The sequence below is a fragment of the Micromonospora rhizosphaerae genome (genome assembly GCF_900091465.1).
Lineage (GTDB): Bacteria > Actinomycetota > Actinomycetes > Mycobacteriales > Micromonosporaceae > Micromonospora > Micromonospora rhizosphaerae.
The window spans coordinates 3,395,070-3,421,820 of the sequence record NZ_FMHV01000002.1 but is presented as its reverse complement, the minus strand read 5'-3'; the positions used below and the strand labels follow the sequence as shown (position 1 = coordinate 3,421,820).

Below are 26,751 nucleotides of genomic sequence, written 5' to 3'. Positions count from 1 at the left end.
GTCAGGTGGTTGTCTGCCTCGAACGTTCGATGGGTGCTGGTGCGTGCGCTGGTTAAGGTCATGCCGGGTCCGCCGGCACAGTCTGGGTGGTGGTTCCGGTGCGCACCGAGGTCTCGAGCTTGAGATCTCGACCCTGCTCGACCCGCCAAATGGTGCCGCCGTCCGTACTGACCAGCGCTGCGCCGCCTGTGTACGGGTCGTCGGGCGCGTACACCATGCCGTAGCACCCCTTCGTGAGCGTCGGGGCGCTGACGACCACGGCATACGACTTGCCGGCCGTAACCGTCAGGTTGGGCTCCACGGTCACCTCGGTGGGGGCCCAGCTCAGTTCGCCGACCTCGTGGGTACCGGTCCAGAGCACGTCACCCGGGGTGCCATCGGGACGTAGGGCTGTGATCGAGACCGTCAGCGGGCCGTTCGGGTGGTTGTCCTGGAACGAGGTGTAGGCGACGCGGCTGAGCACACCCGAGCGGCCGGCGATGAAGGTCTGCGCCCGCCGGAGCGCGCCCTTGGTGTCACAGAAGGCGCGGAAGCCGGCTGAACCGGTGCTCTGGTCGAGGTCGGCCGGGGCGCGGTCACTGCCCTGCTTGAGTCCCGCGAGCGTCAGGTCGTACGTTTCGCCGCAGGTCAGGGGCTCAATCGAGCCGTCGGCGCGGAACCGCAGTGGTTCCCAGTAGTGCTTGGCGAGCGCCTCGTTCTGGTCGCCATTGTTCCATCGGTCGGATTGGAACAGGTACGTGCGACCGCCCGGCGCGGGAAGGACAGCGACATCGGCCGGCTGCCCGCCGCAGGAGTCCTCGCTGATCGGGAAACCGCGCTTGCGCGGCTCAAGTCCGATCCACTGGGCGGTGTCGCCGGAGAAGCCCTCCTGGAACAGCCGGGTGCCATCGGGAGCGGTGACGGTGACGTCGTCGAACAGGCCGCTCTCGCCGGTCGTCTCGCGCAAGCCGATCCGGCCGGTGGCATAGGTGGAGTCCGTGGTGGCGTCCACGAGTACCCCGTTCACCCAGGTGCGGAAGGTCGAGCCGAGCACCTCGGTGCGCACCTGGTAGCGCTGGCCGCCGACGATCGGGAACGGCAGCTTGAGCACGGTGACCTTGGCCGGCTGCCCGTTGACGTAGACGACCTTGGTGAGGTTGCCGCCGGTCGCTCCCGGGTGCGGGTAGTTGCCGATGAGCCAGGCGTAGCCGTTGCGGGTGTCCTGGGCGCGGAAGAACCAACCGGCCTGGGCGTAGGCTCCGCCGCCGCCGGTCTGCAGTGGTGTGACGGACAGGTCGAGGGTGTAGTCGGTCCAGTCGAGGCCGGGCCTGCTCACCGTGCCGAGACTGGCCAGCTTCAATTGCCCGTCGATGATCGGCGCGTCACCGCGCATCGCCCCGGTCCACGGCCCGAGCGGCGACGGAGCGGTGAGATACGAGGCGCCGGTACCGGAGCAGTAGGCGCAGTTCGGATCGGAGAGCGTCACGTAGTAGGTGTCGCCGCGTCGAAACAGCGAGGGCGCCTCGGTGTTGCGGACGTCGAGCCTCGTGTACGCGCCGGTCCCGGTCGTGTAGGTCTTGTCCAGCCGCTCGACGGCGACGTCGTAGCCGGCGCCGGTGAGCGTGTACGCCAGATAGGCCGACCCGTCGTCGTCGACGAACAGATCCATGTCGCCGCCGCCGTCGAGCGCCAGCCTCGGCAGGTCCGGCTCTTCTTGGAAGGGTCCGATCGGGGAGTCGCTGGTCAGGACGTGGAAGTGCACCGGCACGTCGTACGTGTTGACCCACAGGACGTACTTCCGGCTGGCCGCGTTGTAGGCGACGTGCGGGCGGTAGCAGGACAGCGTCGCGCTGTTGCACCGCGACTGCCAGGCGGTCGTGGTGGCGTCGAAGAGCGGGCCTTCGTCGGTCCAGTGGGCGAGGTCCGGCGAGGAGTAGACCCGGTAGCCGCACCACGGGGTGGCCGGGCGCTCGAGCCGCACGTAGCCGCAGCCGTAGCTGGTGCCGTAGAGGTAGTAGCGGTTCCCGAACCGCTGGATCTCCCCGTCGTGCGCGTCGATGGCGTTCCCGTCCACGTCGAAGCGGATCGTCCCGCCATGCGTATCCCCGTTGACCACCGTTGTGCTCATCGAGGAGGCGGGGGCAGGGTCGGGCGACGCGGCCGCGGGCGTCGAGCCGGCGACCAGCGACAGCCCGAGCCCGGCTGCCAGGACCAGCTTTCTCGCACGGGCGAGGGCGCGCCCGGGTGCGGCGCCGGCGCTCATCAGGCCCTCGCCGACCGGGCGACCGTGCGAAGAGCGTCGAGGTAGGCCATGCCGTGCTCCACGTCGGGCTCGAGGTAGCTGCCCTCGGTCCACTCGTTCCAGGCGTTGATCGAGACGATCTTCAGCTCGTGCTCGGGCTTGGCCACGAACTCGCGCGCGGCCTGCAACGCCTGGCGGAATTCACCGGGGGTGTTCTTGGTGAAGACCGGCGTGAAGGGGTAGCCGATGGGCTCGTAGATCTCGGACTGGGCGGTCCGGGGGCTGGGATCCCAGCCCATGCTCACCACCGGGAAGTACGGGGCCTCGAAGTCGCCGTCGAACCGCTCCCAACTGCGCGCGGCGGACTCACGGACCGTGTCGTACGGCGTGGCGATCTGGGTGAGCAGGTCGTACTCGTGGTGGATCCAGGTGTAGTGCGTGATGCTGTCGAAGCCCAGCTCCGCCACCATCGCGTTGATGTCGGGCATCCACTGGTTGACGACGACGTTCAGGTGCAGTTCGCCGACGCCGGCGCGAGCCGCACGGGCCCGCAGGTCATCGAGCGCTGCACGCGTCGCGGGCCGGCCGCCGAGCCCGGTCTGCAGGGTCCCGATATCGTAGATCGAGAAGTAGGCCTTACCGCCGGCCCGCCAGTAGGCCGGGTGGCGCATGTAGTTCGTGATGACGTGATCCGTGGCCCGCTCGAACGCCGCGCGATCGGTGGCGCCGGGCATGAGGGTGTCGTAGAGGGTCCGACGCTTGGCCGGGTACAGGTCCCACCAGTCGTGGTTGGCCCACATGAGCGCGAACTTCAGTTCGTCTCGGTTGTCGGCCTGGAGAAAGCCACGGTCCAGGGCGCCGTTGAGGAAGGGCCCGTCGTACCAGTACCAGTCGAAGACGAAGGCGTTGAGGCCGTGGCTGGCAGCGGCGTCGATACGCCGAGCCATCTGCTCAGGGTCGCTCTCGTCGGTGTATCCCCAGAGCGGCCGCTTCGGCTGGTCGTGCCCGGCGAACCGCGGACGGGCGGACTTGAGCACCTCCCACTCGCTCCACCCCGGCCCGAACCACTGCTCGTTACGGGGATCGGCGTGCCACTGGGGGAAGTAGTAGGCCACGAACTCGACGCCCGGCTCGCGGGCCGGCTGGGTCGTGGTCTGCGCTGCGGCGGGGCTGCCGACAACACCGTCGATGGCGAGGGCGCCGACGCTCGCGCCGGCGAGGCGGAGGAAGTTCTTGCGGGAGATGGGCGTGCTCACGGGATACCTGCCTCGGGGGGAATAGGAGGAGGGAGAGGCGCTACCCGGCGACCGCGTGCCAGCGGCGCCATCGGGTCAGGGGGCGATGGAGCAACAGGGCGGGATGGGGGTGCGGTTCATCGGGGTGACGTCCCGGGACGGGGCCAGGCTCGCCCCGGGACGGCGTCGAGCGGGGGTCAGCCCGCGAACTGCGCGACGTTGTCCTTGGTCACCAGCGTGACCTTCTGGAACACCTCGCGGTTGGTCGCGTCGTCGTAGGTCAGCTTGCCGCCGTCGAGGGCCTGCGCCGCGAGTTCCACGGTCTTCGCCCCCATGCCCGCCGGGTCCTGCGCGATGGTGGCCGACAGCCCGCCCTTGCCAATCGCGGTGATCGCCTCGGGGTCGGCGTTGAAGCCGACGGTCACGATGCCCTTGACCGGATCCTTACCCGCGTCCTTGATCGCGTTGGCGGCGGCGACGCCCATCGGGTCGTTGCAGGCGAAGACGCCGGTGACGTCCGGGTCCTTGGCGAGGGCGTCCTTCATGATCTTGTACGCCTCTTCCGCCTTGGAGTTGCCGGAGAGCTCGGTGACGACCTGGAAGCCCTTGGCCTTGATCTGCTCGTCGAACGCCTGGTTACGCCGGGCCGCGTACACGGCCGAGGGCTCACAGGTGATCGAGACGACCTTCTTGCTCTTGGCGCCGTTGGCCGCGATCTGCTGGGCCATGTAGTCCGCGGCCTGCTTACCGCCGTCGGCGTTGTCCGAGATCACAATGGCGTCGTACGGGGTGCCGCCCCCACCAATGTCGTCGATGATGACCGGGATCTGCTTCTGCTTGGCCTTGGCGACGATCGGGCCGAGCGCGTCGGGCTTGAACGGGCTGATGATGAGGACGTCGACGCCCTGGTCGAGCAGCGCCTGGGCGCCGGTCACCATCTCGTTCTCGTCGCTCTTTTCGTCGTGGAGCTTGAACTTCCAGCCCTTCGCCTCGACGGCTTCACGGGTGCCCTTTTCCATCTTCTGGAAGAACTCGTACTGCATGTCGTACACCGAGAAGCCGACGGTGACATCGCCGCCAGCTGCGCCGGAGGGCTTGCCACCCTCGGCGGTCGTTGAGTCCGAGCACGCTGTCAGGCCAAGGGCGAGCACCCCGGCGATGGCCAGAGTGGAGAGGTTGGTGCGCACGGTTCCTCCTTCGAAGGTGCCCGCGTGCGTCGCCGCAGCGGACGGTGGAAGCTGAGACGTTTCAACTACTGGTGACTCGTTCTGTTCTGTTGTGGGTCGGGTGTTGCAGTCAGGGCGCCGGCGCCTCCCGGCGCTGGGTCGGCAGCAGTCGGGCGAACGATCCGGGTACGGCGAACCGCGTACGAAAACCGTCGATGGCGAGCGCGGTGATGAGCACGCAGCCGAGCACCACGCGCTGGTAGGAGGCGTCGACGCCGCGGCTGACCAGCAGGTCGTTGAGGACGCCGACCAGCAGCACCGCCGAGAAGGTGCCGATCAGCGTGCCCTTGCCACCCTTGAGGCTGGTGCCCCCGAGTACGACGGCGGCGATGACGCGCAGCTCGAAGCCGTCCTGGGCGGCGCCGTCGGCCGTCCATACCCGACTGATGTAGGTCAGCGCCGCGATACCGACGCTGAATCCGATGACGACGAAGATGAACATCCGGATGCGGTGCACCGAGATGCCGCAGAACCTCGCGGCCTCCGGCGAAGAGCCGAACGCCACGATCCGCCGGCCCGTGGCGGTACGCCGCAACAGCACCCAGGTCACGCCGTAGCAGGCCACCATGATCAGAAACGGCAACGGGATGCCGGCGATGTTCAGCCCGCCGATCTTCACGAACGGCGATCCGATCTCGCTGTAGGGCAACGTCTTGGGACCGTGCTGGGTGAGGACGTAGGCAATGCCCCGGAAGACGAACAGCATGCCGAGCGTGGCGACGAACGGCGGCACGCGCATGGCGGTCACCAGCGCCCCGTTGACCGCTCCGCACGCCACCCCGGTGAGCAGTGCGACCACCACGGCGAGCCCGGTGCCGCCGGCCGCGTAGCCCATCAGGGTCGTCACCGAGACCAGCGCGAGCTGACCACCGACCGAAAGGTCGAACGTGCCGTTCATGACCGCGAGCGTCATGGCCGCGGCGACGATCCCCAGGTACGCGCTCTCGCGCAGCACTGACTGGAAGTTGGCGACGGTCAGGAAGTCGGACGACAGCAGCGGCGAGGCGGCCAGCAGGATGACGAGGACGGCGGTGATCCCCCACGTCTCCCAGAGCGCACCGATGCTGTGCTGGCGGACCCACCGGCGCTGGGTCCCGGTGGCCGGGGCGGGTGCCTGGGCGCCGGGAGCCGGCGGCAGGGCGGTGTCAGACGTCATCGAGGGCCTCCGCGGGGGTGTTGCGACGCAGAGCCTGGATCGTCAGGGCGACGACGAGCAGCAGGCCGATGCTGATGCGCTGGTAGGCGGGTGGGGTGTTGAGCAGGTTGAGGCCGTTGCGAATCGTCTCGATGAGCACCGCCCCGAGCAGCGTGCCGACGACCGACGCCCGTCCGCCGAGCAGGCTGGTGCCGCCGATCACCACGATCGTGATCGCGTCGAGTTCGAAGCCGAGGCCGAGTTGCCCCGACCCCTTCTGCAACTGGCTCGAGATGAGCAGGCCCCAGATGCCCCCGGCGACACCGACCATGACGTAGACAGCGGTCCGTACCCGGTCGACAGGCAAGCCGGACATGCGCGCGGCCTCCCGGTTCGAGCCGATCGCGCAGACCCACCGTCCGAAGCGGGTGCGGTTGACCACCCACCACGCGACGAGCGCGGTCACCGCGGTGAGCACCACCGGCATCGGTACGCCGGCCACACGTCCGGCGGCGAGGAACTTCAGGGTGGACGAGCTGACGATGACGTCCCGGCCGCCGGTGTAGGCGAGGGAGACGCCGCGGACGATGACCAGCGTCGCCAGCGTCGCGATGAACGGGGTCACGCCGAGCTTCGTGACGACGAGGCCGTTGAGCAGTCCCACCGCCGCGCCGACCATGAGGCCGACCACCATGGCCAGGCCCGCGGAGTGGCCGCCAACGATCCACGTACAGGCGACCGCCCCGGTCAGCGAGACCGTGGAGCCGACGGAGAGGTCGAACTCCCCCATCGCGATGCAGAGCGTCATCGCCATACCGGGGATCGCGACGATCCCGGCGGCGACGATGACGTTGGTGACGTTGTCGACGCTGAGGAACCGGTCGGTCGCCACGGTGAGGACGACAGCGATGAGCACCAGCGGCACCGCGAGCGGCGCCCTCTCGATCGCTCGGCTGAGGCGGGACCTCGGGTCGGCGCCGCGGGCGCGCCGCTCGCGAAGGGCGGCTGGGGTGCCCCGCTCGGGGGCGGCGGTGGTCATGCGGCCACTCCGATCCGGCGACCCGTGGTCGCGCAGGCGACGACATTTTCCTCGGTGCGGTCTTCTCCCTCGAGCACCCCGACGATGCGTCCTCTGGACAGCACCACGACGCGGTCGCTCGTGCCGAGCAGCTCCGGCAGGTCGCTGCTGACCATGATGACTGCCGCACCTGCGGCGGTGAGTTCGTTGATGAGCGCATGGATCTCGGCCTTGGCGCCGATGTCCACGCCGCGGGTGGGCTCGTTGAGGACCAGGACCCGTCCACCCGGCGCGAGCGCCCGGGCCAGCAGCACCTTTTGCTGGTTGCCGCCGGAGAGCTCGCTGATGAGCTGGTCCGGGCCCGTGGAGCGGACCCGCAGCCGGCTGCCGTACTCGGTGTAGGTGTTCTCCTCCGCCTGGCGGGAGAGCAGGCGAGCGAACCCGTGGCGGAGCCGGTCCAGCACCGTCACCGTCAGGTTCTGGCGCACCGACAGGTCGGGCAGGATGCCCGCACGCTTGCGGTCCTCGTGGAGGAAGCCGACGCCCGCCGCGAGCGCATCCGCCGGCGTCGACGGAGCGAAGGGCCGGCCGTCGAGTTCCATGTGCCCCGCGCGGAGTGGCAGCGCGCCGAAGACCGCCTGCGTGAGTTCGGCCTGCCCGGCACCCGCCACACCACCGATGCCGACGACCTCCCCCGCCCGTACCTCGAGGCTGACGTCGCGCAAGTGCCGGCCGGCGCTCACGCCGACCAGGCGCAGGACGACCCTGCCCTCCGCGACCGTGTCACGGTGGAAGACCGCGTCGATGTCGCGCCCGACCATGAGCCGGACGAGCTCGTCCTCGCCGGTCGCCGTTATGTCGAGGGTACGGACGAGGCGCCCGTCGCGAAGGACGGTAGCCCGGTCGGCGACGGCGAACACCTCCTCCAGCCGGTGGCTCACGTAGATCACCGAGCGGCCCTCGTCGCGGAGGCGGCGGACCACGTCGAGCAGCCGCTCCACCTCTTCCTTGGACAGTGCCGCGGTCGGCTCGTCCATGACGATGACCTGACCGTCGGTGCCGAGCGCCTTGGCGATCTCGACGAGCTGCTGCTCGGAGACGCTGAGGTCGGCCACCCGGGCGTCGGGATCGATGTCGACGCCGAGGGTGCCGAACAGTCGCCGGCATCCGGCGCGCATCTCCCCGTACCGGATCCCGCGAGACCACCGGGAGTGCGGCTCGCGTCCCGCGTAGACGTTCTCGGCGACGGTGAGCTCGGGGAAGAGCGTGAACTCCTGGTAGATCACGGCGATGCCGTGGGCGTGCGCATCGCTGGGCCGGCGCGGCGCGTAGATGTCGCCGCGCAGCCGGACGGTGCCGGCGCTGGGTGTGTAGACCCCGCCGAGGACCTTCAACAGGGTCGACTTGCCGGCACCGTTCTCCCCGACCAGGGCGTGCACCTCGCCGGCACGGATCTCGAGGTCGACACCGTCGAGTGCGCGGACCCCCGGGAACTCGACGGTGAGGCGGGTAACCTCCAGCACGGGCGCCTGGGAGCTGTCCACTGTAGGGCTCATTCGGCGGGCTCCAACCAGCGTGTCGGGGCGGTGGTGAATCGTTTCAACCATGGCTACACTGCGAAGCTAGAGCCGCCGTCCGGCAGGTGTCAAGAGTCACGTCGTCATCGCTCTGACATCGACTGGAAACGGGGGCGTCATCTGATCAACGCATTTGAATCAACACCAACGGTTGGCCCGGAAGCGGCCGGCGCCAACGAAACGAGGACTACGTGAACCGACCCCCAGCGAGCATCCGTGAGGTCGCCAGCATGGCCGGCGTCTCCGTCGGCACTGTCTCCAACGTCCTCAACCGACCCGACATCGTGGCCGAAGCAACCCGTCGCAGAGTCCTCGACGCGATCCGCCAACTCGGCTTCGTCCGCAACGAGTCGGCTCGACAGCTGCGCGCCGGTCACAGCCGCACGATCGGCCTCGTGGTCCTCGACGTGGCCAACCCGTTCTTCACCGACGTCGCCCGCGGCGTGGAGGACAGCGCCAACGACGCCGGTCTCGCGGTCATCCTGTGCAACAGCGATGACGACCCCGCCAAGGAGTCCCGCTACCTCGATCTCCTCGAGGAGCAGCGGGTGCAGGGAATCCTGATCACCCCCGTGACCGCGACCAACCAGCGCTTGGAGCAGCTGCGCAAGCGCGGCACACCCATCGTGCTGCTCGACCGCCGGGCGACCGACGACACGCAGTGCTCTGTTGCCGTGAACGACGTCCTCGGCGGTGAGCTCGCGGTGGGACACCTGCTCGCGCAGGGACACACACACCTCGCATTCGTCGGCGGACCCTTCACCACCCGGCAGGTTCAGGAGCGACAGCAGGGCGCCCTCCAGGCGATGCGGGCCGCCGGCCGGGACCCTGGCGAGTTGCACATCATCGAAACCAGCGCCCTCAACGTCGCCGCCGGCCGGGACGCCGCCGCCCGCCTCGCCGGGACAATGCCCAGACCGACCGCGGTGTTCTGCGCCAACGACCTGCTCGCACTCGGCGTGCTTCAGGAGATGACCCGCCGCGGCGTGCGGGTTCCGCACGACCTGGCCATCGTCGGCTACGACGACATCGAATTCGCCGCCGCCGCCGCAGTGCCGCTGTCCTCGGTTCGCCAGCCCCGGCAGTTGCTCGGGCGGACCGCCGCGGAGCTGCTCATCGAGGAGGCGACGGAGGACAGCAGCCACCTGCACCGCCAGGTCGTCTTCGATCCGGAGCTGGTCGTACGCGATTCGAGCGACCAGAAGATCGGCCGGCGGTCGCGGCACCGCCTACCCATCCGCGAGGCCGGCACAGCCACCCGAGGCTCCGCGTAGATTGTTCCTGCCGCATCAGGGCGCGATCGGATAGATCTCCATCTCGTAGAGCGAGTAGCCGTACCCCGTGCCGCGCTGCACGCCCTGCATACGCACGAACTTTGCCGCAAATGCGTCGAAGCGCAGGACGTCTTCGCCCCCGTCCCCCGCCGTCACGGCCGCCGCGGCAGTCCAGGTCGTGCCGTCCGGCGAGGTTTCGATCCGGTACGCCTTGCCGTAGGCCGCCTCCCAGCGCAGCACGATCTTGCCGATCCGCTGGGGTTGCTTCAGCTCCACCCGCAGCCACTCGTTGTCCGTGTGGTTCGACGACCAGCGGGTGGAGGCATCTCCGTCAATGGCGTGATCGGGGGTGAACTGCCCAAGCTCCTCCTCAGTGCTCGACGCCGTTGCCGTCGCACCGTTCGCGGCGAGGGCGACGTTGGTGGTGCTGGTCTTCGGGTAGACGTTGACGGTCAGCGCCCCGCTGACCCGTTCGCCGCTGCTGGCGGTGAAGGTGATCGGCGCGTCGTACGATCCGGTGGGCGTACCGGCGGGGGCCGTCACCTTGACGGTGATGCTCTGGTCCTGCCCGCGCAGGAGAGTGATGGCCTGGCTCGCGGGCTGCGCGACCAGGCCGGCAGGAGTGGTGACGGTGAGGGTGCCGGCGACGTTCACGGCGCGCGTCGCGGCGAGGTGCACGGCCGCGGTCGCGGGTTGACCACCGGCCTCGGCGTCCGCGGTCGCCGGTGCGACGCTCAGGTCGGCGAGCGGGGCGTCGGCAAACCATGGGATCAGCTCGTTGATCTGCGGCGCCGGGGATCCCTCCCGCCAGGCCAGGCGGATAGCGTCGGTCTTCACGCCGCCTGCGCTGAGCTGGGTGTAACCGCCCGACAGTTCACCGATGGTGGCCCAACTGCCGTCGGACGAACGCACCTGCACGGCAGCCGTGGCCACGCTGCTGCCCGACTGCAGGACCACCACCTGGTCGAGCGGGCGGCTCTGGGACAGGAGGACCTGCAGTGACTCGCCGGACTGCGGCTTCCGCCCGGCGACATAGGCACTGCCGGCGTCCCCGTCGACGGCTTCGCCGAGACTGGACCCGGCGGCCGCCGCCGGAGCGCCGGACGCAGTGAGAGTGGTGCCGCCGACCAAGGCGACCTCGAACTCTCGGACCACCACCCAGGTGCCCTGCGCCGCCGTCGCACGCATCCGGACATATCTCGCCCTGGTGCCCGCCGGAACGGTTGCGTGGATCTCCGGTTGGTCGACGTAGCTGGCGATCGGAGTCCAGGTGGAACCGTCGGCGGAAAACTCCAGCACGCCGCGGCGGACGTAATCGGTGGGACTCGTGGGCTTGCTCATGTAGAGGTCGATCTTGCCGATTTCCGCGACGGATCCGAGGTCGACGCCGACGGAGTCACCGGGGTTCGCCGCCCGGTTGCTCCAGTAGTACGTCGACAGGTCGCCATCAACCATGTTCGCGGGCGAATTGGCCTGCCACTGGCCCATTGACGTGGTGCCGCTGGCCCGGCCCTCACCGGTGCCGAGCCAGCGATCGCTGGTCGCCGCGGCACGCTCGAGGAACGGCGGCATGACATTCGGCGCCACACTCTGGCTGACCGCGGCAGCCTGCCGGCGTACCGCGTCGAAGGCCTGTCGCTGCGCCCAGGCCGTCGTGCCGTCGCCGGCTCGCTGTGCCAGCAGCATCAGCACCGCCCGCTGTCCCGCCTGACCGTAGAGGCCGAGCTTGTTCAGCCACGGTTCGACCTCGTCGAGAAATGCCGCGTTGTGCAGTTCGGAGCGCAACGTGGCGGGGGCCGCCGCCATTTCGCCGAAATAGTCAGCAATGCTGGCGGCAGCGGCGTCGAGGCCGGAGCCGCTCTGATAGGCCGACCAGAACTCGTCGATCAACGGCGTGAGGCGCGGGGACTCCACGGGGTCGATGTTCGACGAGTAGTTGTTTTCGGCGAAGACTCGCAGCGCTGGCCATGCCGTGCCGCCGAGGTCCTGCAACGCCGCGATCCACGCGGTCGCCGGGTCGTAGGTTGCCGGGTTCCAGAGAAATGCGGCCGAGGTGAACTCCGCGATCTTCGAGGCCTCGGCCTGGATCATGGGATTGGCGGTGATCCCGACGAGGTGCTCCTGGATGCCGGGCTCACGCCCGACGTAGGGCCCGAGTAGCAGCCGGTTGGTGACGTAGTCGTTGACCGGGTAGTTGTCCCACACCAGGATGTCGTGGTCGAAGACCTGCCGCGCGCTGTTGGCCTGTTCCGTGGTGATGACGGGTGCGACCACTCCCACGCCGGTCCACTCGACAATGATCTCGGGGTCGAGCGTCCCCCGGAGGGCGCTCTTGTACGCCGAGTCGTTGACGTCGGCGTACTCCGTCGGCACCGTCTGCAGCCGCTCGGCGCCGGGATGCGTGGCGATGAAGTCGCGCTGCACCCGGTTGAGCAGGAATGCCTGCGCCTGCCCCGCAGCGCCGCCGCCCGTACCGAACTTCGCAGCGTCCTGCGGGCAGTTCCAGTTCGTGTAGCTGATGTCATCCAGCGGGATCGCAAACGACCGCACGCCGACGTCCCACAGCGACTGAAACTTGTCGACCAGCGCCTGCTCGTCGGTGTCAGAGCTGTAACAGACCGACAGACCTGGTGAGAGCGCATACGTGAACGCGACGTGATTCCGTTCCGCCGTCGCCACCAACTGCCGGATCGGCGAGAGCTTGTCCGGCGGGTACGCCTGGCGCCACTGGGAGCGGAGGTAGGGGTCGTCCTTGGGGGAATAGACGTAGATGTTCTGCTTGGTGCGGCCGTAGAACTCCAGTTGGCTCAGCCTGTCCTGCTGCGACCATGGCTGCCCGTAGAAGCCCTCGATCACGCCGCGCAGCGGCATCCCCGGCCAGTCGCGAACGGCTACGGCAGGGAACATGTGCCGACCCGGGTGCGCGACGAGAAGCTGGCGTAATGTCTGCGCGGCGTAGAACGTACCGGTCGGATCAACACCGTCGAGGACCGCCTTCGCTTTGCCGTCCGCGTCCTTTCCAACACCGAGCACGTAGCCACCGCGCGGTAGCCCGGCGGCGTCCGTTGCGATGCCGATCCGTTCGAGGGCCTGGTCGGAGGCTCCGTTCTCGCTCGGACCTCCGATATAGATGACAAGACCGTTGTCCGGCGCGGGTTGGGTGTCGGACACGGTGACGACCCTTGTCACGTCCGCCTCGGCCAGAACCTGCCTGACCACGTCGACCGCCGACGGATCGGTCTGCGCACCGGTCACAAGCGCGACGTTCGGCGTGACCGGAACCTGGTCCTGCCGGTCCTGCACCGACTGCGGCGTCGGCCAGATCCGAGGTACGGAGACTGGCGCCGCGGAGACCGGAGCTGGGGCGACGGCAAGGAGGACGGGACTCGCGACTGCGATGGCGGCCGAGACACCGAGGCCGAGAGGACGGGTTCCAAACCTGGGCATTGATCTCCCTTTCGGGGCTCGCGAGCCGGCTCCCAGACTGGCATCGGCAGACCTTGCCACCTCAAGCCTTCTCTACCGCACATTGACGGTAGTGATCGGCTAAGGGTTCGGCCAATACGGCTGTCCGGATCCGGCCAGCCGCTCGCCATCCTGAGCGCGAGCGCGGCCGGGGCAGGCCGCGACGGGCCTGGCCACGCCTCGAGTCAATATCAGATCGATGGCGATTTGATTCTTGACAGGCGCTGGAGGCCGGTCCTAGCTTCACAAGGCAGGCGTGATTGAAACGATTCAGCACCAGGAAGCGTGCGAGATTGGCGGCCCTTCGCGCCGTTCGCCACCTGGCTGAGCAATCCATGACCGTCGCACGCAACTCGATCACAAGGAGGGGTCGGCGTGTCCGGTCCGCACCACAGCAAACGTTTCGCTCGTCGACGTAGGTACTTGTCGCAGGCGGCGGGCATCCTCACCGCGCTGCTCATCGTGGCCGTGTCCCCACTGCAGGCACTTGCCCGCACCGACCAGCCGGCGCACGAGGGGACGCAGCAAGGAGAGGGCGGCGCGGGCGGCGGCCTGTCGGCGGCCCGCTTCGAACATCCGCCCGGCGACAGCAGGCCCACCATGCTCTGGTTCTGGAACGGGATCATCACCGAGGACCTCGTCGACCGCCAGTTGACCGACATGCGCAACGAGGGCATCAACGAGGTCGTGATCTTCCCGGACGCGACGTCGTCCCTGTCTCCCGCCTTCTTCAGCGAGGGCTGGTTCGCGATGGTCGAGCATGCCCTGCGCGAGGCGCAGCGGACCGGCATGAAGGTGTGGCTGTACAACGACCGCAACTTCCCCAGCGGCCGGGCGGCCGGCTGGGTGGTCAACGGCGGCACGGTCGGCGGCCGCGTCTACGAACCGCATCCGGAGCTGCGCCCGCAGAGCGTCGCGCGGAGCGAGCTCGACGCCTCAGGACCTGGGTCGTTCGACGTCCGCGGGCGGTTTCCCGGGCTGATCCCCACCGCGCTCAGCGTGTCCGACGGCCGCCTGAAGGTGGACGGTGGCTACGTCACGACCCTGGGCCGCGGCAGTGACTGGACCGACTACACGCTCTCCTTCGACACCCAGCCGCTCCAGACGGCATCGCTCGGAGGGCACAACTACGCACAGGCAGGTTGGGTCTACCGCGCCCAGGACACCGCGAACGGCTACATCTACCTGCTCGGCAACTACCCCCATGTTGGGGCCGCGGGCGGGAACCTGACGAAGATCATCTACAAGAACGGGGCGTACGTCTCGACCCGGGTGATCCCGCTGCCGTTCAACGTGGTCAGCGGCCGTTCGTACCACGTCGAGACCCGCGTCGCGGGCGACCACATCGTCACCTCGGTCGACGGCACCGTCGTCGACGAGACGACCGACGCAACGTACGCGCGGGGCACGATCGGCTTCCGCGAAGCGACCACGCAGCACGAGTCGGCCACCTTCGACAACCTTCGCGTGACGGCGCCGGACAGCACGGCCCTCTACTCGCAAACCTTCGACTCGGAGTCGGCGCTAAGCGACTTCGCCACGCCGGTGCCGGCCGGCAACGTCGTCGCCGTGGCCGCGCTGCCCGTGCGCGACGGCAAGCCGGACCTCGGCGGGCTCGTCGACCTCACCGACCGCTTCGGGGACGGGACGCCGTGGAGCGTCCCGGATGGCGACTACCAGATCGAGTACTACCTCCACCACGCCCGCACGGACTTCGGCGGCGACGGATACCTCAACCTGTTCGACGAAGAGGCGATCACGCGCTACATCCAGGTGGTCCACGACGAGTACTACCGGCGCTTCGCCTGGGCTTTCGAGGCGGGCGTGGTTCGCGGGCTCTGGGACGACGAGCCGCGGATCGCCACCGGCTACGGCGCCGAGCCCCCGTGGTCCGACCTGGTCGAGGACAACATCGCACGCGCCGGGTCGACGCCGGCGCAAACGCTGGCCGCCACCTTCGGCGACTACGGCCCGGCCGGCAGCCGGCTGCGGGGCGTGCTCTCCAACGCCGCCGGTGACGCGCTCGCGCAGGCCTACTACAAGCAGCAGGGCGACTGGGCTCGGGCGCACGGCACGCAGATCATCTCCAACCCCCTGTCCGACGATCGCCCACCGACGTGGATGCTCCGCGAGACCGGCGACATTCACAAGGACAACCAGTGGATCCAGGTGCCCGGCGGGGACGCCATCAGCGGCAGGGTGGCACCGGGGCTACGCAACCTGGTGCCGCGCTACATCACCAGCGACGGGCATCAACAGGGTGCCAGCCGGATCCTGCACGAGAACCTCGGCGCCTACGGCTGGGGCGTCACACCACAGTTGGCGCGCTACGTCAACGGTGCGATGGGCGTGCGGGGCGTCAACCTGACGGTCCTGCACGCGTACTGGTCAAACCCGGACAGCGTGCGGTACCCCCCGCCGCTACAGCCCTCGAACCCGTGGTGGGACTCGATGGACGGCGTCGTCGACTGGACGGGCCGGGTGATGGAGCTGACGCGGGGGCAGGCGAACGCGCCGACGGCACTGCTGCACCCGCAGACCGCGGCCCAGGCCTGGCAGCGGACCGAGACGGGCGACGCGCTCGACAACGATTTCCGCACAATCACGTACGCCCTTGAGGACGCCCAGGTCGACTTCGACATCCTCGACGAGGCGTACCTGAACGGAGACCCGGCGATGAAGCGCCAAGCGGTCGTCAGCGACCAAGCGCTGAATCTGGGCCCCCAGTCCTATCGAGTCGTGGTCCTGCCGCCGACACCAACGATCAGCGGGAAGGCGGTCGCCCGCCTCGAGGAGTTCGCCCGCGCCGGAGGCACCGTCATCGCCTACGGGCAACTCCCGCTGCAGGAGTCCGACGGCCAAGACGAGGCGCTGCGTGCGGCGCTCGTCCGGCTGTTCGGCACCGACCCCGCCCGCCCGCAGCCGACCGACCATCGAGTCGGGTCCGGCCACGCGGTGTTCGTGTCAGCGGCGCCGGACCTTCAGCGGGCGCTCGACGAAGCACGCGCACCCGCCGCGCATCTGCAGCCCGCCAGCCCGGACATTCGAGTGCTGAGGGTGAAGCACGGGCCGGACCGCGTGTTTCTCGTTATGAACGAAGGCACCAAGCCTGTCGACACCACCGCCGCTTTCCCAATCGTGGGCACGCCGGAGATCTGGGATCCCGACGACGGGTCGCACCGGATCGCCACACGGTTCGACGCGGCACCCGGAAACCGCACCACCTCCGTACCGCTGCACCTCGAGCCGACCAGGGTCCTCGCCGTCGTGTTCCGGGGCCAGCCGCCGGCGCCGCATCTCGTGCAGTCCCCGCTCGAGGCAAGCACGGTCAGGGAGGTCGATCAGGACACGCTCGAGGCCACGGTGATCGCCGATCGACCAGGCGACTTCACGCTGGTGGGCGCCAGGGGCCCACGAGAGTACCGGGGCAGCCTGCGCGTCGAGGGCTCCTTCACACCTATCGCCCTCGACGGTCCCTGGCGCTTCCGCTTCGAGCAGCCCAGAGCGGAATGGAGCGAGCGACAGCTCGGGTCATGGACGCAGGTCGACCGGGCCTACTCCGGCGACGCGACATACGAGAGGGACGTCAGTCTTCCGGCGCAGGACCTGGCATCCGGCCGACGGCTGATCCTCGACCTCGGCAGCGTCCGGGATGTCGCCCACGTCTCCGTCAACGGTACGCAGGTCGGCCGGCTGCTGTGGGAGCCCTACCGGCTCGACGTCACCGACTTCCTGCACATTGGGGAGAACCGGATCGACGTCACGGTGACCAACACGCCAGCCAATGCCCATGGCGGGACACAGCAGTCGGGACTCCTCGGACCGGTCGTACTGCGCCCGCAACAGGAGACGACCGTCCAGCTCAGCTGATGACCAGGGGCGCGGCGGCGAACCCGCCGCGCCCCCGGGGGGCCTTCAGGCGTTCAAGTACGGCTCGGCGGTAAGCGGGTGCCATGAAAGGGTCGCGAATCCTTCAACGCCAACGCCTGCTTCGGGCCTTCACTCGTCATCCGTTGATTGGCGCGCAGCCGAACAGACCTCAATCGGTCACGGCGAACCATGGCGGATCTTCCGACGCTCCCACCGAGTAACAGCGGCGGCCGAGGTAGCCACCGACGAGCCTTCCTGCAGCACCGTCAGCTTGAATACTTCGGTCTTCCCGAAGAGGTCACCAGACACAATCTACGATGACGCATGGGTTACACCTGCGAAGACGATGAGCCACAGGTACGGCCAGGTGACTAAGAGGTCCTAACAAAATGATCTCCGGGTCTTTCGTCCCTTGTGGATGACGATCTAGAATCTCGGGCCGTGAGGCGTGGCGAGCAGCCGCCGTGGATCGTGCCGGACGGGCTATGGCAGCGCATCGAGCCGTTGCTGCCTAAACCTGAGCGCAACCCACGGCACCCGGGACGCAAGCGGATCCCGGACCGGCAGGTGCTGTGCGGGATCCTGTTCGTGCTGCACACCGGCATCCAGTGGGAGTTCCTGCCCCAACAGCTGGGGTTCGGGTCCGGGATGACCTGCTGGCGGCGCCTGGAGGAGTGGAACCGGGCCGGGGTGTGGCAGCGGCTGCACGAGCTGCTGCTGGCCGAACTCCAGGCAGCCGGCAAGCTCGACTGGTCCCGCGCCGTGATCGACTCCTCACACGTACGGGCTGCCAGACGTGGCCCAAAAGCGGCCCGAGCCCGGTCGACCGCGCCCGCCCGGGCTCGAAGCACCACGTCCTGACCGAGGGCGCCGGCATCCCCCTGGCCGTGTCGCTGACCGGCGGGAACCGCCACGACGTCACCCAACTGCTCCCGCTGATCGACAAGATCCCACCCGTACGAAGCCGCCGTGGCCGGCCCCGCCGACGCCCCGACCAGCTGTTCGCCGACCGCGCCTACGACTACGACATCTACCGCCGGGCGGTACGGGCCAAGGGCATCCGCCCCCGCATCGCCCGCCGGGGCCAACCCCACGGCTCTGGCCTCGGCGTCATCCGCTGGGTCGTCGAACGCACGATTGCCTGGTACCACGGCATGAAACGGCTACGCATCCGCTGGGAACGCCGCGACGACATCCACGAAGCCTTCCTCGCCCTGGCCACCTGCATCATCACGTACCGACACGTCACCCGGCTTTGTTAGGACCTCTAACTGGAAGACCACGGTTCGGTGTTGGTCGGGGTGACCGCCCCCGTAGTGGAGGTCCTGGCGGTGCGCCGATCGCACAGTGAGGAAGGCGGGCTGTGCTTTGACGTGCTTGCCGGACTCGCGAACAACGACGGTGGGGGTGCCGGCTGTGTGGTGGAGGATGCCGCCGACAGCATGGAACAGGGCCGCGTCGGGGTCGAACCGGGCCGCTGCGGCGTCTGCCAGCCACTCGTACAGCCGGTCGATCGCACTGGCGAAGCCTCGCTGCGGGTTCCACTCTCGCGCGGGATCGAGGTAGGTGCACAGCCGCCGTCCCTGCAACACGTGCGGGTAGCCGAGGAACCGATCGTGGTCGACTTCGACGAGCGGTGGCGACAGTCCGTTGGGGCCAATCCGCAGCAGGAACTCTTCCTGCTCTTGTAGCGGGAGACCGTGGGGCGCGCGACCAAGGTCGCCGGTCCGCAGCCGGATGCGCGCTTGAACGAGCCCGAGGTCGGTGAGCCGGGGCCGGCCGAGGAGTTGGAAGTCGTCCGGTAGGGCGGCTGCGACCGCGCGCAGTTCACGCACGGCAGTCTCCTGCCAGACCGTGAACTGGTTGCGCTTCCTCTTGGTCACCGACGGTGTAACTCGTTACCCGGCTCGACCGGAGCGGCCCGACGAGGAGGCGCCGGGCGGTTCGTTCCCGCCGACGACCCCGCCCGCTGCGCCGGCGTCCCCGAACTTGGTGCTCGACGACGAGATCTCCGGCGCCTGGAACTCGTCGCCGAAGAGGCCTTGCCACTTCTTGACGCTCTTCTCCTCGTCGGTTTCGTGGTAGGCGTCGTGGATCTCGGCTGCGTGGGCGTGGATGCGGTCGCGGAAGTAGGAGTAGGTCTCCTGGCTCCAACGGTGGTCGAAGGTGACCGACGGGTTGGAGGGGTCGGCGATGGACGGCTTGATCCAGTTTTGCTGGAGCCACTGGTCGAGGTCACTGACCATATGCAGCAGGGCGGTGGGCAGATCGCTGTAGTAGCCGGGGTCGCTGATCTTCTTCCACTCGGAGACCTGCTCGCCGAGGAGGGTGGTGATGAGGATCGACTTGGTCCCGGTGAACGAGTTCTTGTGGTCGCGCAGGAACTTCAGCAGGCGGATCACCTTGCGCAGATTGCGGTTGGCGATCTTGTCCTTGTCTTTCATCCACTGCGTGAAGCCGGATGGGTTGGTCGTCTCGAACTGCTCGTCGTCCCGGTTGATGATCACCTGTTCGCCTTCGCCGAGGATGACGTACGGGACGATGTCGACGTGCATCTGGTTGTTCGCGTACTCGACGTAGACGCAGCGGCACTTGCGATTGTGCGGCATGTTGCCGTACCTCGAGTGGTGGTGGATGACGTGATAGACGGCGTTGATGTACTCCTGCACGTCCTCTGACCAGTCGGTCTCCTCCTTCATCTGGAGGAGGAAGTCCGCGTCGAACGGCTTGCCGTTCTGCGGGCTGATGATCGTCTCCTGGGCCCAGGATCCCTGCGGGATCTTCTTGACGATCCGCGGGCCGAGGTCCGGATCCGCCTTGAGGGCCGCGTAGATTGCGTCGACCCGGTCGGCGAGGAGGTCCAGGTTGAACTGGCTGAGGTTGACCGTGTTCTTCAGGAAGTTGCTGAAGTAATCAGTGTGCTTCATCGGGCGTCCCCCGTGGCGATCGGCGGTGAGGCCGTAACCGGCATGTCCGTTCTGGCCGTGTACGCGTGGGCGAGGTCGAGTCGGTGATCGGTCACGTGTTGACCTGGATCACGGGCGTGTAGGTGCCGTTCTGCCGCTCGTACACCTCGGTGGGTGGCTGGGCGCCGCGCATAAAGGCGCGTCCCATCTCGATCGCCGGGGTCAGCGGTGCGGCGGCGACGAGGTGCCACCTGGTTGCTCCGGGGCAGGTCTTCTCGACCTCGGCGAGCAGGGTCCGCCAGCGGTCGGCGAAGTTGCGCAGCGTGTTGGGGTGCGAAAACAGGCTCGGTCCGAAGCGATCTGCCTCGGGCCGGATCTCGAAGTACGGCAGCCCCTGGAGCGCGTCCGGGAGGTTGGCCTTCTGAACCTCGGCGGTGAGTGAGGCGGCGAGCACAACCTCCGTGGCGGCGGTGGAGCCGATGGTGGCACTGGTGGAGAAGTCGTGGATCGGAGCGGTGGCGTCCCAGCGCCAGCCCTGGTCGCCGTCGCGGTGTTTTTGGTAGAGCCGGGTGTCGGTCTTGTCGTCCAGGCGAGAGCCCAGGTAGACCAGCAGCGGGATCGGGGCGATCGCGAAGATGGACAGGTGCTCGACCTCGCCGCTGGCGACCGACTGCTCGACGAGCCCGAGCGTGGCGTCGATCTCTTCCTGGGCCGCACGCCAGTAGGTTGGGCGGTTCGGGTCACCGGCGATCTTGCACAGGAAGTCGCCTTGCCAGCGGCTGTCGACGAGGCCGAGGTACCCGTCGGCGAGGAGCGCGTCGGCGGTCTGCCGCTGCGAGGCCAGGGCCGTGACTCCGCGGACCAGGCCTCCGACGCGCAGCGCGGCGGTGCGCCGCATCCCGCCACTCGTTGCGGCTACCCGAACCCGGTCTTCGTGCTTCTTCTTCAATTCCCGGAGCCGCTCGGTCGTGAAGTACGGCGCGTGGTCTTCGTTGTCGATCAGTCGGTGGCAGGCGTGGCAGAGCAGCAGGAGGTTCTCTTCGGCTTCCCGGTCCGCGATGTCCTCGGCGAGGCCGCGCGGCGAGCCCTCGGTGGCGGTGGCACCGACGTTGTGGGCTAGTTCGCCAACCAGCACGCTGTGCAGGTAGGACCGGCTGCCGAGCAGCGTCGTGGAGCACATGACGCAGCAACCGGCGGCCCTCGCCCAGACGGCGAGCCGGACTGTGTCCTTGATGTCTCCCCGCTTGACCGAGGTGTTCCGGACCTGCTTCGCCGCCACGAGTCGGATGGTACGGGCAAGGTCTGACAGAACTGGGGCGCTCCGTGGTGAGCTAGGTACGCCCTGGTGATCCGGCCCGAGTACCGCCGGGAGCGATGAGGGCTCGGCAGTGAACGGCGCGAGAGAAAGCTGCAGACATACCGGCCGGTATGTCTGCAGCATTAAAGGATTAGCCCGATCAGACCCACATAAGGATCAGCCGAGGCGGCATCAGTCGGATCCGGTCCTGCCAGCCACGGAACTACTTCCAGTCGGTTGCGACAGAGCCTTCGCCCAGATCACGAACCGGCTAGCCGACCGCGGTCAAACGTGCTTGCCTGGCCGGGAATCGGCCAGATTTAGGCCGCGCACGTCGTCCGGTGCTTCTTGCGGTTCGATGACCTCGAGCAGGGTCGCCGGCAGCGCGCATTCTCTGGTCAGGTCGTCGATCGCGGCGCGGCAAGCCAGTTGGGCGGCCGCTATCACCGACGCCGGTGGGGTTAATGAGACGGGATCGTCGCAGCCGTGTTCGGTTATCTGGTCTCCGCGTCCGCCGGGGACGGGCGGGTGGTGCTGTTCGCTGCCGCGCAACGGGAAGCGGTCGACGCGGATGATGCCGCCGTGCCGTTCGACGCAGACCGTGATCACGGAGCGCTGGACTGTGCTGCCGGCCCAGGCCAGTAGCGCGGAGGCGCGGGCGTCGCCGGTGGCGTCGACGACTAGATCGTGCTTGCGGAGGAGCGTGACGGCTTGCTCGGGCGTGGTGAGCCGGTCGTGGCGGGGGTCGACGCCGGTGGTGTCGAAGCCGAGGTCGGCCAGGCGTCCGGTGACGGCGACGACTTTCGGGTGGCCGACCCAGGGTTCTCCGGCGAGGTGGCGCACGAGGTTGCCGGGCCGCAGCAACTGCCCGTCGAACAACGTCATCTTCCGCACGCCTTGGCGGAACAGCAGGTCGGCGACGAACGAGCCGACAGCGCCGGCTCCCACCACCGCGACTCTGCGGTCGGCGAGCTCGGCGGTTGCCGTGCCGGCGCGTAGCAGTCGAGTGGGCACGCTGGTGTCGGCGGCCTCGCACGCCTGGATTTCGATCGACGCACGTCGGGTCGCGGAGGGGCGGGCGGTCAGTGCGAGCAGTCCGGAGGAAGAGCCTCGCCGGTACCGCAGCACCAGGTACTCGACGACACCGGCGCCGATCAGCCAGCCGATCTGACCGGCGTCGCCGCCGAGAAGCGGGCGCAGCGACGCCCAGTCCTCGATCGGCCGAGTAACCTCACCGATGTCGGCGACCCACGCCAGGTGCCGGTGCCGGCGGCCGATCGTGGGTGTGCCGCGATGCCGCCGGTTGGGCCGCACCGGCGGCGCCTGAGCCTTGCCGGTGATCGTCACGCAGCGGCTGTCAGGAGTGGCGCGAGTGCGTACACAGCCGTGCACGGTGGCCAGCGACACCAGGTCGTACAGCACAATCCCGCCCGCGGCGGGCAGGTACCGTTCGAGGTCGCAGGCGGAGTCGCCGGGCCAGCCGGCTTCGGTCTGCCGCAGCCATGCGGCCACCCTGCGCAGCAGCCGCGCCGGGTCGCACCAGGGCGCGTTCTCCACTGGTGTGTCGGCCGGCCACAGACACAAAGCGCCGTCCCGCTCGCGGTGGAAGGTCGGGGTGAGCGGGATACCAGCGTCGAGCACGCGGACCTGTGGCGGGGCGAACGGGTACGCGGCAGTCATTGTCACCTCGATGGTGGCCGTCACCGCCTCGCCGCCGCAGCGGTACCACCGCAGCGGGCCACGCAGCGTGTCGTCCTCGCCGGTGAAGTCGGCCCTGGCCAGGACGCGGCGGAAGACTTCCCGCTCAGCCGTGAGTTCCCGTTCCCATGCTCTCGTCATGCGAAGCGGTCGCTTCCAGCCGGAACCCGCGTGGCGATCATCGCCGACCGACGGGCAGTCGTCCCGGTGGCGACAGCCTGCTCGGCAGCACGGGCGGCTCGGATCCCGAGCGCGAGCGCGGTCTGATCCAGCATGTCGCCGGTGTCGTGAGCGTCGCCGATGGCGGTGAAGTCGCGCTGTGCCGCTTCGAGCCACTCGAAGAAGCGCCGGGCGCGGACCGGGTGCCCGATCCACCGGTCGGCGAAGTTCTCGTCCGGCTCGACCGGGTTGGCGATGACGTACCGGCCGAAGCGGGACTCGACGTGGTCAGGCATCTGGTGGACGACGTGGTGCAGCACGTTGAACAGGTCACCGCCGGGCTCGTAGGACCGGGCCGCCAGGGTGGTGATGATGATCGAGGAAGGACGGTTGCTGGGGTCGTCGCTGAAGTAGATATCCCGGTGCCGCTTCAACGCCTGGACGGTCCGCTGCAGCGTCGTCTTGAAGGCATTACGCGGCAACTGCTCGACGTCCATCTGACGAGACTCGGCGATCCGGATCGCGCCGGCCAGCCACTCGTCGTGCAGGACACCGAGGAACCAGTCGGCGTAGTCGGTGGGGGCCGAGGGGTGCCACCGGCTGCCTTCGGTGTCCGTGGCCCAGATGCCGTTCGGCTCGGCGGCGGCGTTGGGGATCGCGGGCAGGACGTCCATATGGAACGGCAGCAGGTCGTGGACGAAGGTCCAGCACCGGCGCCCCTCGTCGTCGAGCGTGAGCCGCAGCTCGGGATGCTCCTTGACGAAGTTTTCCAGCGCATCACCTACGTCGGCCTTGAGGTCCTCCGGATCGATCTGCGACAGCTCGAGGTCGTGCCGGCACACCATGTCCAGGTCGTACTCGTCATGGCGGTGGATAAGAGCGGTCACGGTGCCGAGCCGCATGGACCCCTGCGGATACAACGCTCCGCCGGTCCCGCTGCCCGACCAGTAGGTGCTCAAGAAGTCGCAGGCCGCCTTGTAGGCGAACTCGGCGACCTTGAACTGGTCCTCCGGGATGTCGAATGACTCGATCCCGGCGCCCAGCACCTGAGTCAATTGATCGTCGCGGTTCATGACTGTCACGGATTCCTCTCCGGCGCGCAGAAGTGATCTCTTGTTCGTTGCGGGCCGGTAGCGGGCCCGTCCTAGTTGACGGCGAGACCGTATCGGGTGCCTACGACAGGAATTCCGCGAAGAAAGATCGTCTTTACGGGCCAAAGCGATCTCGAGATAGAGATGAGTGGCAATGGATCTACGTTCGCCCTCGCCGTGTTGTGCCTGGGCCAACCTGCAAGCCAGTGACGAAGTGGATCGGCCGGGGCGGCGTTGGCGCCCGGAACATCCATTACGCCGCGCTCCTGGTTTGGCACCTCTGTCAACCCTGACGAGAGGGGCTGCCAGCGAAACGCCGCACCAGTTCGCGGAGCGCGATCGCCGCAGGCCGCAGGAGCGGCGACCGTCGCGAATGCTGACTGTCGTACCCGCCCCGTACGCTACCTATCGATGGTTACACGAGGTGTAGAAGGTGCTTACCAGGGCGCGCTCTGGGCGTTCCAGAATCCGATGCTTGCCCTGCTCCACCAGACGCATGCCCCATTTGTGGTGACGGTGTTAGCGATGGTCTTCACCGCGGATCGGCCGACGGCGGCGGTGGCGGACGCGCACGCCGAGATCAACGACGCCCTTGACCAGTTGCGAGCCGCGGGCTACGGCGACGAGGACAACCAGCCGCTGCCTGCTGGAAACGCGCGTGACCTTTGCAGGCAATGGGTGCAGGCAGGGTGGTTGGTGCGGCAGGTGTCCGACGATGACGTCGAGGTGTACCGGCTGTCCGCGTACGGCGTCGGTGCGCTTGAGGTCGCTGGGCGGGTCGGCGGGGTGCGAAGCAGGGTGTCGGAGTCCCGGGTCAGGACGCTGCTGGAGGCGATCGAGCGACTTGCGCAGGACGCCGACCCGGACGTGGCGGCCCGGATAGCGCGCCTGCGCGAGGAGATCCAGCAGCGGCAGAAGGAGCTCGCGCGGCTCGAACAGGGTGGTGCTGTCGAGACCGTCGAGGACGAGCAGTTGCTCGAGGCGGCAGAGAACGTGCTGCACCTGGCGCGGGAGCTGCCCGCGGATTTCGCCCGCGTGGCGGAATCGATCAAGGTTATCCAGCGCGACGTCGTCGCTGACTTACGGCACGACGTGCGGCCGACCGGTGAGGTGCTCCGCGAGTACCTGGCCCGCGGCCAGCAGATCCTGGACGCGACACCGGAGGGCCGCGCGTTCGCGGGGGCCTTGCGCCTGATCGGCGATCCGGCGCAGATTGATGACCTGTGGAGCCAGCTGCGAACGGTGCTGCGCCACCGGTTCACCGATCTGCTGCCGGAGCAGCAGCGGCGGGAGCTCACCGAGATCTCGCGCCGCATCGAGCAGGGCGTCAAGGAGGTGCTGACCGCGCAGAGGCACGCATCCCATGTGATCACCACCCAGGTCCGCAACCACGATCCGATGCGGGACCGTCAGGTGGATGAACTGCTGAGAGACGTGATGTCCGGCTTCCACAGATGGATCCCGAGCTCACGCCGCGGCGAGGCCGTTGAGCCGCTGCGTCGTTTGCCGGTTGCCGACGTTGGACACCTGCGCCAGCGGATGAGCGACCTGCGGCCACCCCAGCCGCCTGCACCGTTGCGGGAATGGGACGACGCTGAGGACATGCCGACCGCGGACACTCGCGCATGGGGGGGCCCACGATACGCCGAACTGCGCGCGCACTTGGCGGCGTTCGCGGGTGGTGCGGCGAGCGTGGATGTCGCGGCCGCGTTCCGCGCGGCGGCCGAGGACATCCAGCGGCCGGTCGACCTGCTCGGGCTGCTGGAAATCGCCCATGACGCCGGGATGACCGAGACGGCCGGGGTTGCGATGCTCGACACGGTCCGACCCGATCGGACCCGGCGACGGTTCGCTCTCGGCGGCGTGGTGGCGGTAAACCCGACGAGCGCAGACAGGAGCGGTGGCGATGACTGAGCCGGACAGTGCCGACGACGGCTGGCCGATAGGCGCGGCGGCCGGCTTCATCGATCCGGTCTCGATGGAGGACGACCCAGTTGAGTTGTTCGCCGGCGACGCGGGCACCTTGGACGCGGACGTGCGCCGGGTGCTGGTTCAGTTATTACGGCGCAAGTTCCTGCTGGCCGCAAAGAACCCTGCGCAATGGCGCACGCTGCTGGAGAACCAGCAGATCATCGAGTCGCGGATGCACGACCTGTTCGTCCGCCTCGTGGTGGATCACGACCGAGGTGTCGCTTACAAGCAGCAGGTGCGCTCAGTGGAGCTGGACGTGCCGATTCTGCTCAAGGATGACCCCTACAACCGGGCCGAGACCCTAGTACTGGTGCACCTGCGGACCGTCTTCCAACGGGAGCGCGGCACGGGCGAGATGTCCGCGCGGGTCGACATCGAGGAACTGGAGCAGACTGTGCTGACCTACTTCGATCCGAAGGACCACAACGTGGCTCGCGGCCAACAGGAGGTCCGTAACGCGGTGCAGCGGCTGGTCACTGAAGGTCTGCTCACGGAGGAGTCTGCCGGCCGGTATCGGATTACCCCGATGGTGGAGGTCGTGTTGAGTACCGCAAAGCTCACCGAACTGGAACAGTGGTTGCGCGGACGGAACGAGGCCGCGGCGTGAG

Annotated in this window: 16 protein-coding genes and 1 pseudogene; 5 read left to right on the top strand and 12 right to left on the bottom strand. The window is 68.3% G+C overall.

The features are described 5' to 3' along the window. Positions 1–58: 58 nt before the first annotated feature. From GA0070624_RS16235 to GA0070624_RS16210, 6 genes are all read right to left on the bottom strand, one after another. Complete coding sequence (locus GA0070624_RS16235) at positions 59–2,242, bottom strand: family 43 glycosylhydrolase (RefSeq protein WP_091341997.1); 2,184 nt, start codon at positions 2,240–2,242, stop codon at positions 59–61. Continuing rightward, the gene (locus GA0070624_RS16230) at positions 2,242–3,477 is read right to left on the bottom strand and encodes a glycosyltransferase WbsX family protein (protein WP_091341995.1); all 1,236 of its coding nucleotides are present in this window, start codon (positions 3,475–3,477) and stop codon (positions 2,242–2,244) included. The genes GA0070624_RS16235 and GA0070624_RS16230 overlap by 1 nt, the downstream gene beginning before the upstream one ends. Before the next feature lie 176 nt (positions 3,478–3,653). Further along, the gene (locus GA0070624_RS16225; protein ID WP_091341992.1) at positions 3,654–4,643 is read right to left on the bottom strand and encodes a substrate-binding domain-containing protein; all 990 of its coding nucleotides are present in this window, start codon (positions 4,641–4,643) and stop codon (positions 3,654–3,656) included. Positions 4,644–4,752: 109 nt separating this feature from the next. Then, positions 4,753–5,838 (bottom strand): ABC transporter permease, encoded by a 1,086-nt coding sequence (locus GA0070624_RS16220; RefSeq protein WP_091341990.1) that lies wholly within the window; start codon positions 5,836–5,838, stop codon positions 4,753–4,755. Further along, positions 5,828–6,856, bottom strand: a complete 1,029-nt coding sequence (locus GA0070624_RS16215; RefSeq protein WP_091341989.1) for an ABC transporter permease — start codon at positions 6,854–6,856, stop codon at positions 5,828–5,830. Before GA0070624_RS16215 ends, GA0070624_RS16220 begins: the two co-directional genes overlap by 11 nt. Further along, entirely contained in the window at positions 6,853–8,379 is a 1,527-nt protein-coding gene (locus tag GA0070624_RS16210) for a sugar ABC transporter ATP-binding protein (protein WP_245718820.1), read from the bottom strand. Before GA0070624_RS16210 ends, GA0070624_RS16215 begins: the two co-directional genes overlap by 4 nt. A gap of 224 nt (positions 8,380–8,603) precedes the next feature. Between GA0070624_RS16210 and GA0070624_RS16205 the strand changes: the two genes are divergently transcribed. Beyond that, a complete protein-coding gene (locus tag GA0070624_RS16205) occupies positions 8,604–9,686 on the top strand; it encodes a LacI family DNA-binding transcriptional regulator (protein ID WP_245718819.1) in 1,083 nt (360 codons plus the stop codon). 15 nt (positions 9,687–9,701) lie between these two features. Here the strand turns inward: GA0070624_RS16205 and GA0070624_RS16200 are convergent, their stop codons facing one another. After that, positions 9,702–13,133, bottom strand: a complete 3,432-nt coding sequence (locus GA0070624_RS16200) for a glycoside hydrolase family 84 protein (protein ID WP_176731719.1) — start codon at positions 13,131–13,133, stop codon at positions 9,702–9,704. A 393-nt stretch (positions 13,134–13,526) separates the two neighbouring features. Between GA0070624_RS16200 and GA0070624_RS16195 the strand changes: the two genes are divergently transcribed. Both GA0070624_RS16195 and GA0070624_RS16190 read left to right on the top strand, forming a co-directional pair. Continuing rightward, positions 13,527–17,021, top strand: coding sequence for a glycosylhydrolase-like jelly roll fold domain-containing protein (locus tag GA0070624_RS16195; RefSeq protein ID WP_141715048.1), 3,495 nt, complete (start codon positions 13,527–13,529; stop codon positions 17,019–17,021). Between the two features lie 414 nt (positions 17,022–17,435). After that, positions 17,436–18,283 (top strand): annotated as a pseudogene (locus GA0070624_RS16190) (IS5 family transposase). On the opposite strand, the gene GA0070624_RS34045 reads toward GA0070624_RS16190, so the two are convergent. The 5 genes from GA0070624_RS34045 to GA0070624_RS16165 all read right to left on the bottom strand — a co-directional run bounded on the left by GA0070624_RS34045 (position 18,185) and on the right by GA0070624_RS16165 (position 24,367). After that, entirely contained in the window at positions 18,185–18,904 is a 720-nt protein-coding gene (locus GA0070624_RS34045) for a hypothetical protein (protein ID WP_141715047.1), read from the bottom strand. The pseudogene GA0070624_RS16190 and the gene GA0070624_RS34045 overlap by 99 nt on opposite strands. A 15-nt stretch (positions 18,905–18,919) precedes the next feature. After that, positions 18,920–19,948, bottom strand: a complete 1,029-nt coding sequence (locus tag GA0070624_RS16180; protein WP_091341982.1) for an SMODS domain-containing nucleotidyltransferase — start codon at positions 19,946–19,948, stop codon at positions 18,920–18,922. 91 nt (positions 19,949–20,039) lie between these two features. Next, the gene (locus tag GA0070624_RS16175; protein ID WP_091341980.1) at positions 20,040–21,206 is read right to left on the bottom strand and encodes an SAVED domain-containing protein; all 1,167 of its coding nucleotides are present in this window, start codon (positions 21,204–21,206) and stop codon (positions 20,040–20,042) included. A 303-nt stretch (positions 21,207–21,509) separates the two neighbouring features. Then, a complete protein-coding gene (locus tag GA0070624_RS16170) occupies positions 21,510–23,063 on the bottom strand; it encodes a ThiF family adenylyltransferase (RefSeq protein ID WP_091341979.1) in 1,554 nt (517 codons plus the stop codon). Further along, a complete protein-coding gene (locus GA0070624_RS16165; RefSeq protein WP_141715045.1) occupies positions 23,060–24,367 on the bottom strand; it encodes a nucleotidyltransferase domain-containing protein in 1,308 nt (435 codons plus the stop codon). The genes GA0070624_RS16170 and GA0070624_RS16165 overlap by 4 nt, the downstream gene beginning before the upstream one ends. Before the next feature lie 216 nt (positions 24,368–24,583). Here GA0070624_RS16165 and GA0070624_RS16160 point away from each other — a divergent pair, with 216 nt between their 5' ends. Together GA0070624_RS16160 and GA0070624_RS16155 are read left to right on the top strand one after the other, a co-directional pair. Next, entirely contained in the window at positions 24,584–26,086 is a 1,503-nt protein-coding gene (locus tag GA0070624_RS16160; RefSeq protein WP_091341975.1) for a DUF3375 domain-containing protein, read from the top strand. Then, the gene (locus GA0070624_RS16155; RefSeq protein WP_091348937.1) at positions 26,079–26,750 is read left to right on the top strand and encodes a DUF4194 domain-containing protein; all 672 of its coding nucleotides are present in this window, start codon (positions 26,079–26,081) and stop codon (positions 26,748–26,750) included. Before GA0070624_RS16160 ends, GA0070624_RS16155 begins: the two co-directional genes overlap by 8 nt. Position 26,751 lies beyond the last annotated feature (1 nt).

What these genes read in the sequence shown, in the direction of transcription:
- GA0070624_RS16215 (WP_091341989.1), bottom strand. Translation starts at nt 6,856, where the DNA reads ATGACCACCGCCGCCCCCGAGCGGGGCACCCCAGCCGCCCTTCGCGAG.
- GA0070624_RS16235 (WP_091341997.1), bottom strand. Translation starts at nt 2,242, where the DNA reads ATGAGCGCCGGCGCCGCACCCGGGCGCGCCCTCGCCCGTGCGAGAAAG.
- GA0070624_RS16180 (WP_091341982.1), bottom strand. Translation starts at nt 19,948, where the DNA reads ATGAAGCACACTGATTACTTCAGCAACTTCCTGAAGAACACGGTCAAC.
- GA0070624_RS16170 (WP_091341979.1), bottom strand. Translation starts at nt 23,063, where the DNA reads ATGACGAGAGCATGGGAACGGGAACTCACGGCTGAGCGGGAAGTCTTC.
- GA0070624_RS16160 (WP_091341975.1), top strand. Translation starts at nt 24,584, where the DNA reads ATGGTTACACGAGGTGTAGAAGGTGCTTACCAGGGCGCGCTCTGGGCG.
- GA0070624_RS16155 (WP_091348937.1), top strand. Translation starts at nt 26,079, where the DNA reads ATGACTGAGCCGGACAGTGCCGACGACGGCTGGCCGATAGGCGCGGCG.
- GA0070624_RS16200 (WP_176731719.1), bottom strand. Translation starts at nt 13,133, where the DNA reads ATGCCCAGGTTTGGAACCCGTCCTCTCGGCCTCGGTGTCTCGGCCGCC.
- GA0070624_RS16220 (WP_091341990.1), bottom strand. Translation starts at nt 5,838, where the DNA reads ATGACGTCTGACACCGCCCTGCCGCCGGCTCCCGGCGCCCAGGCACCC.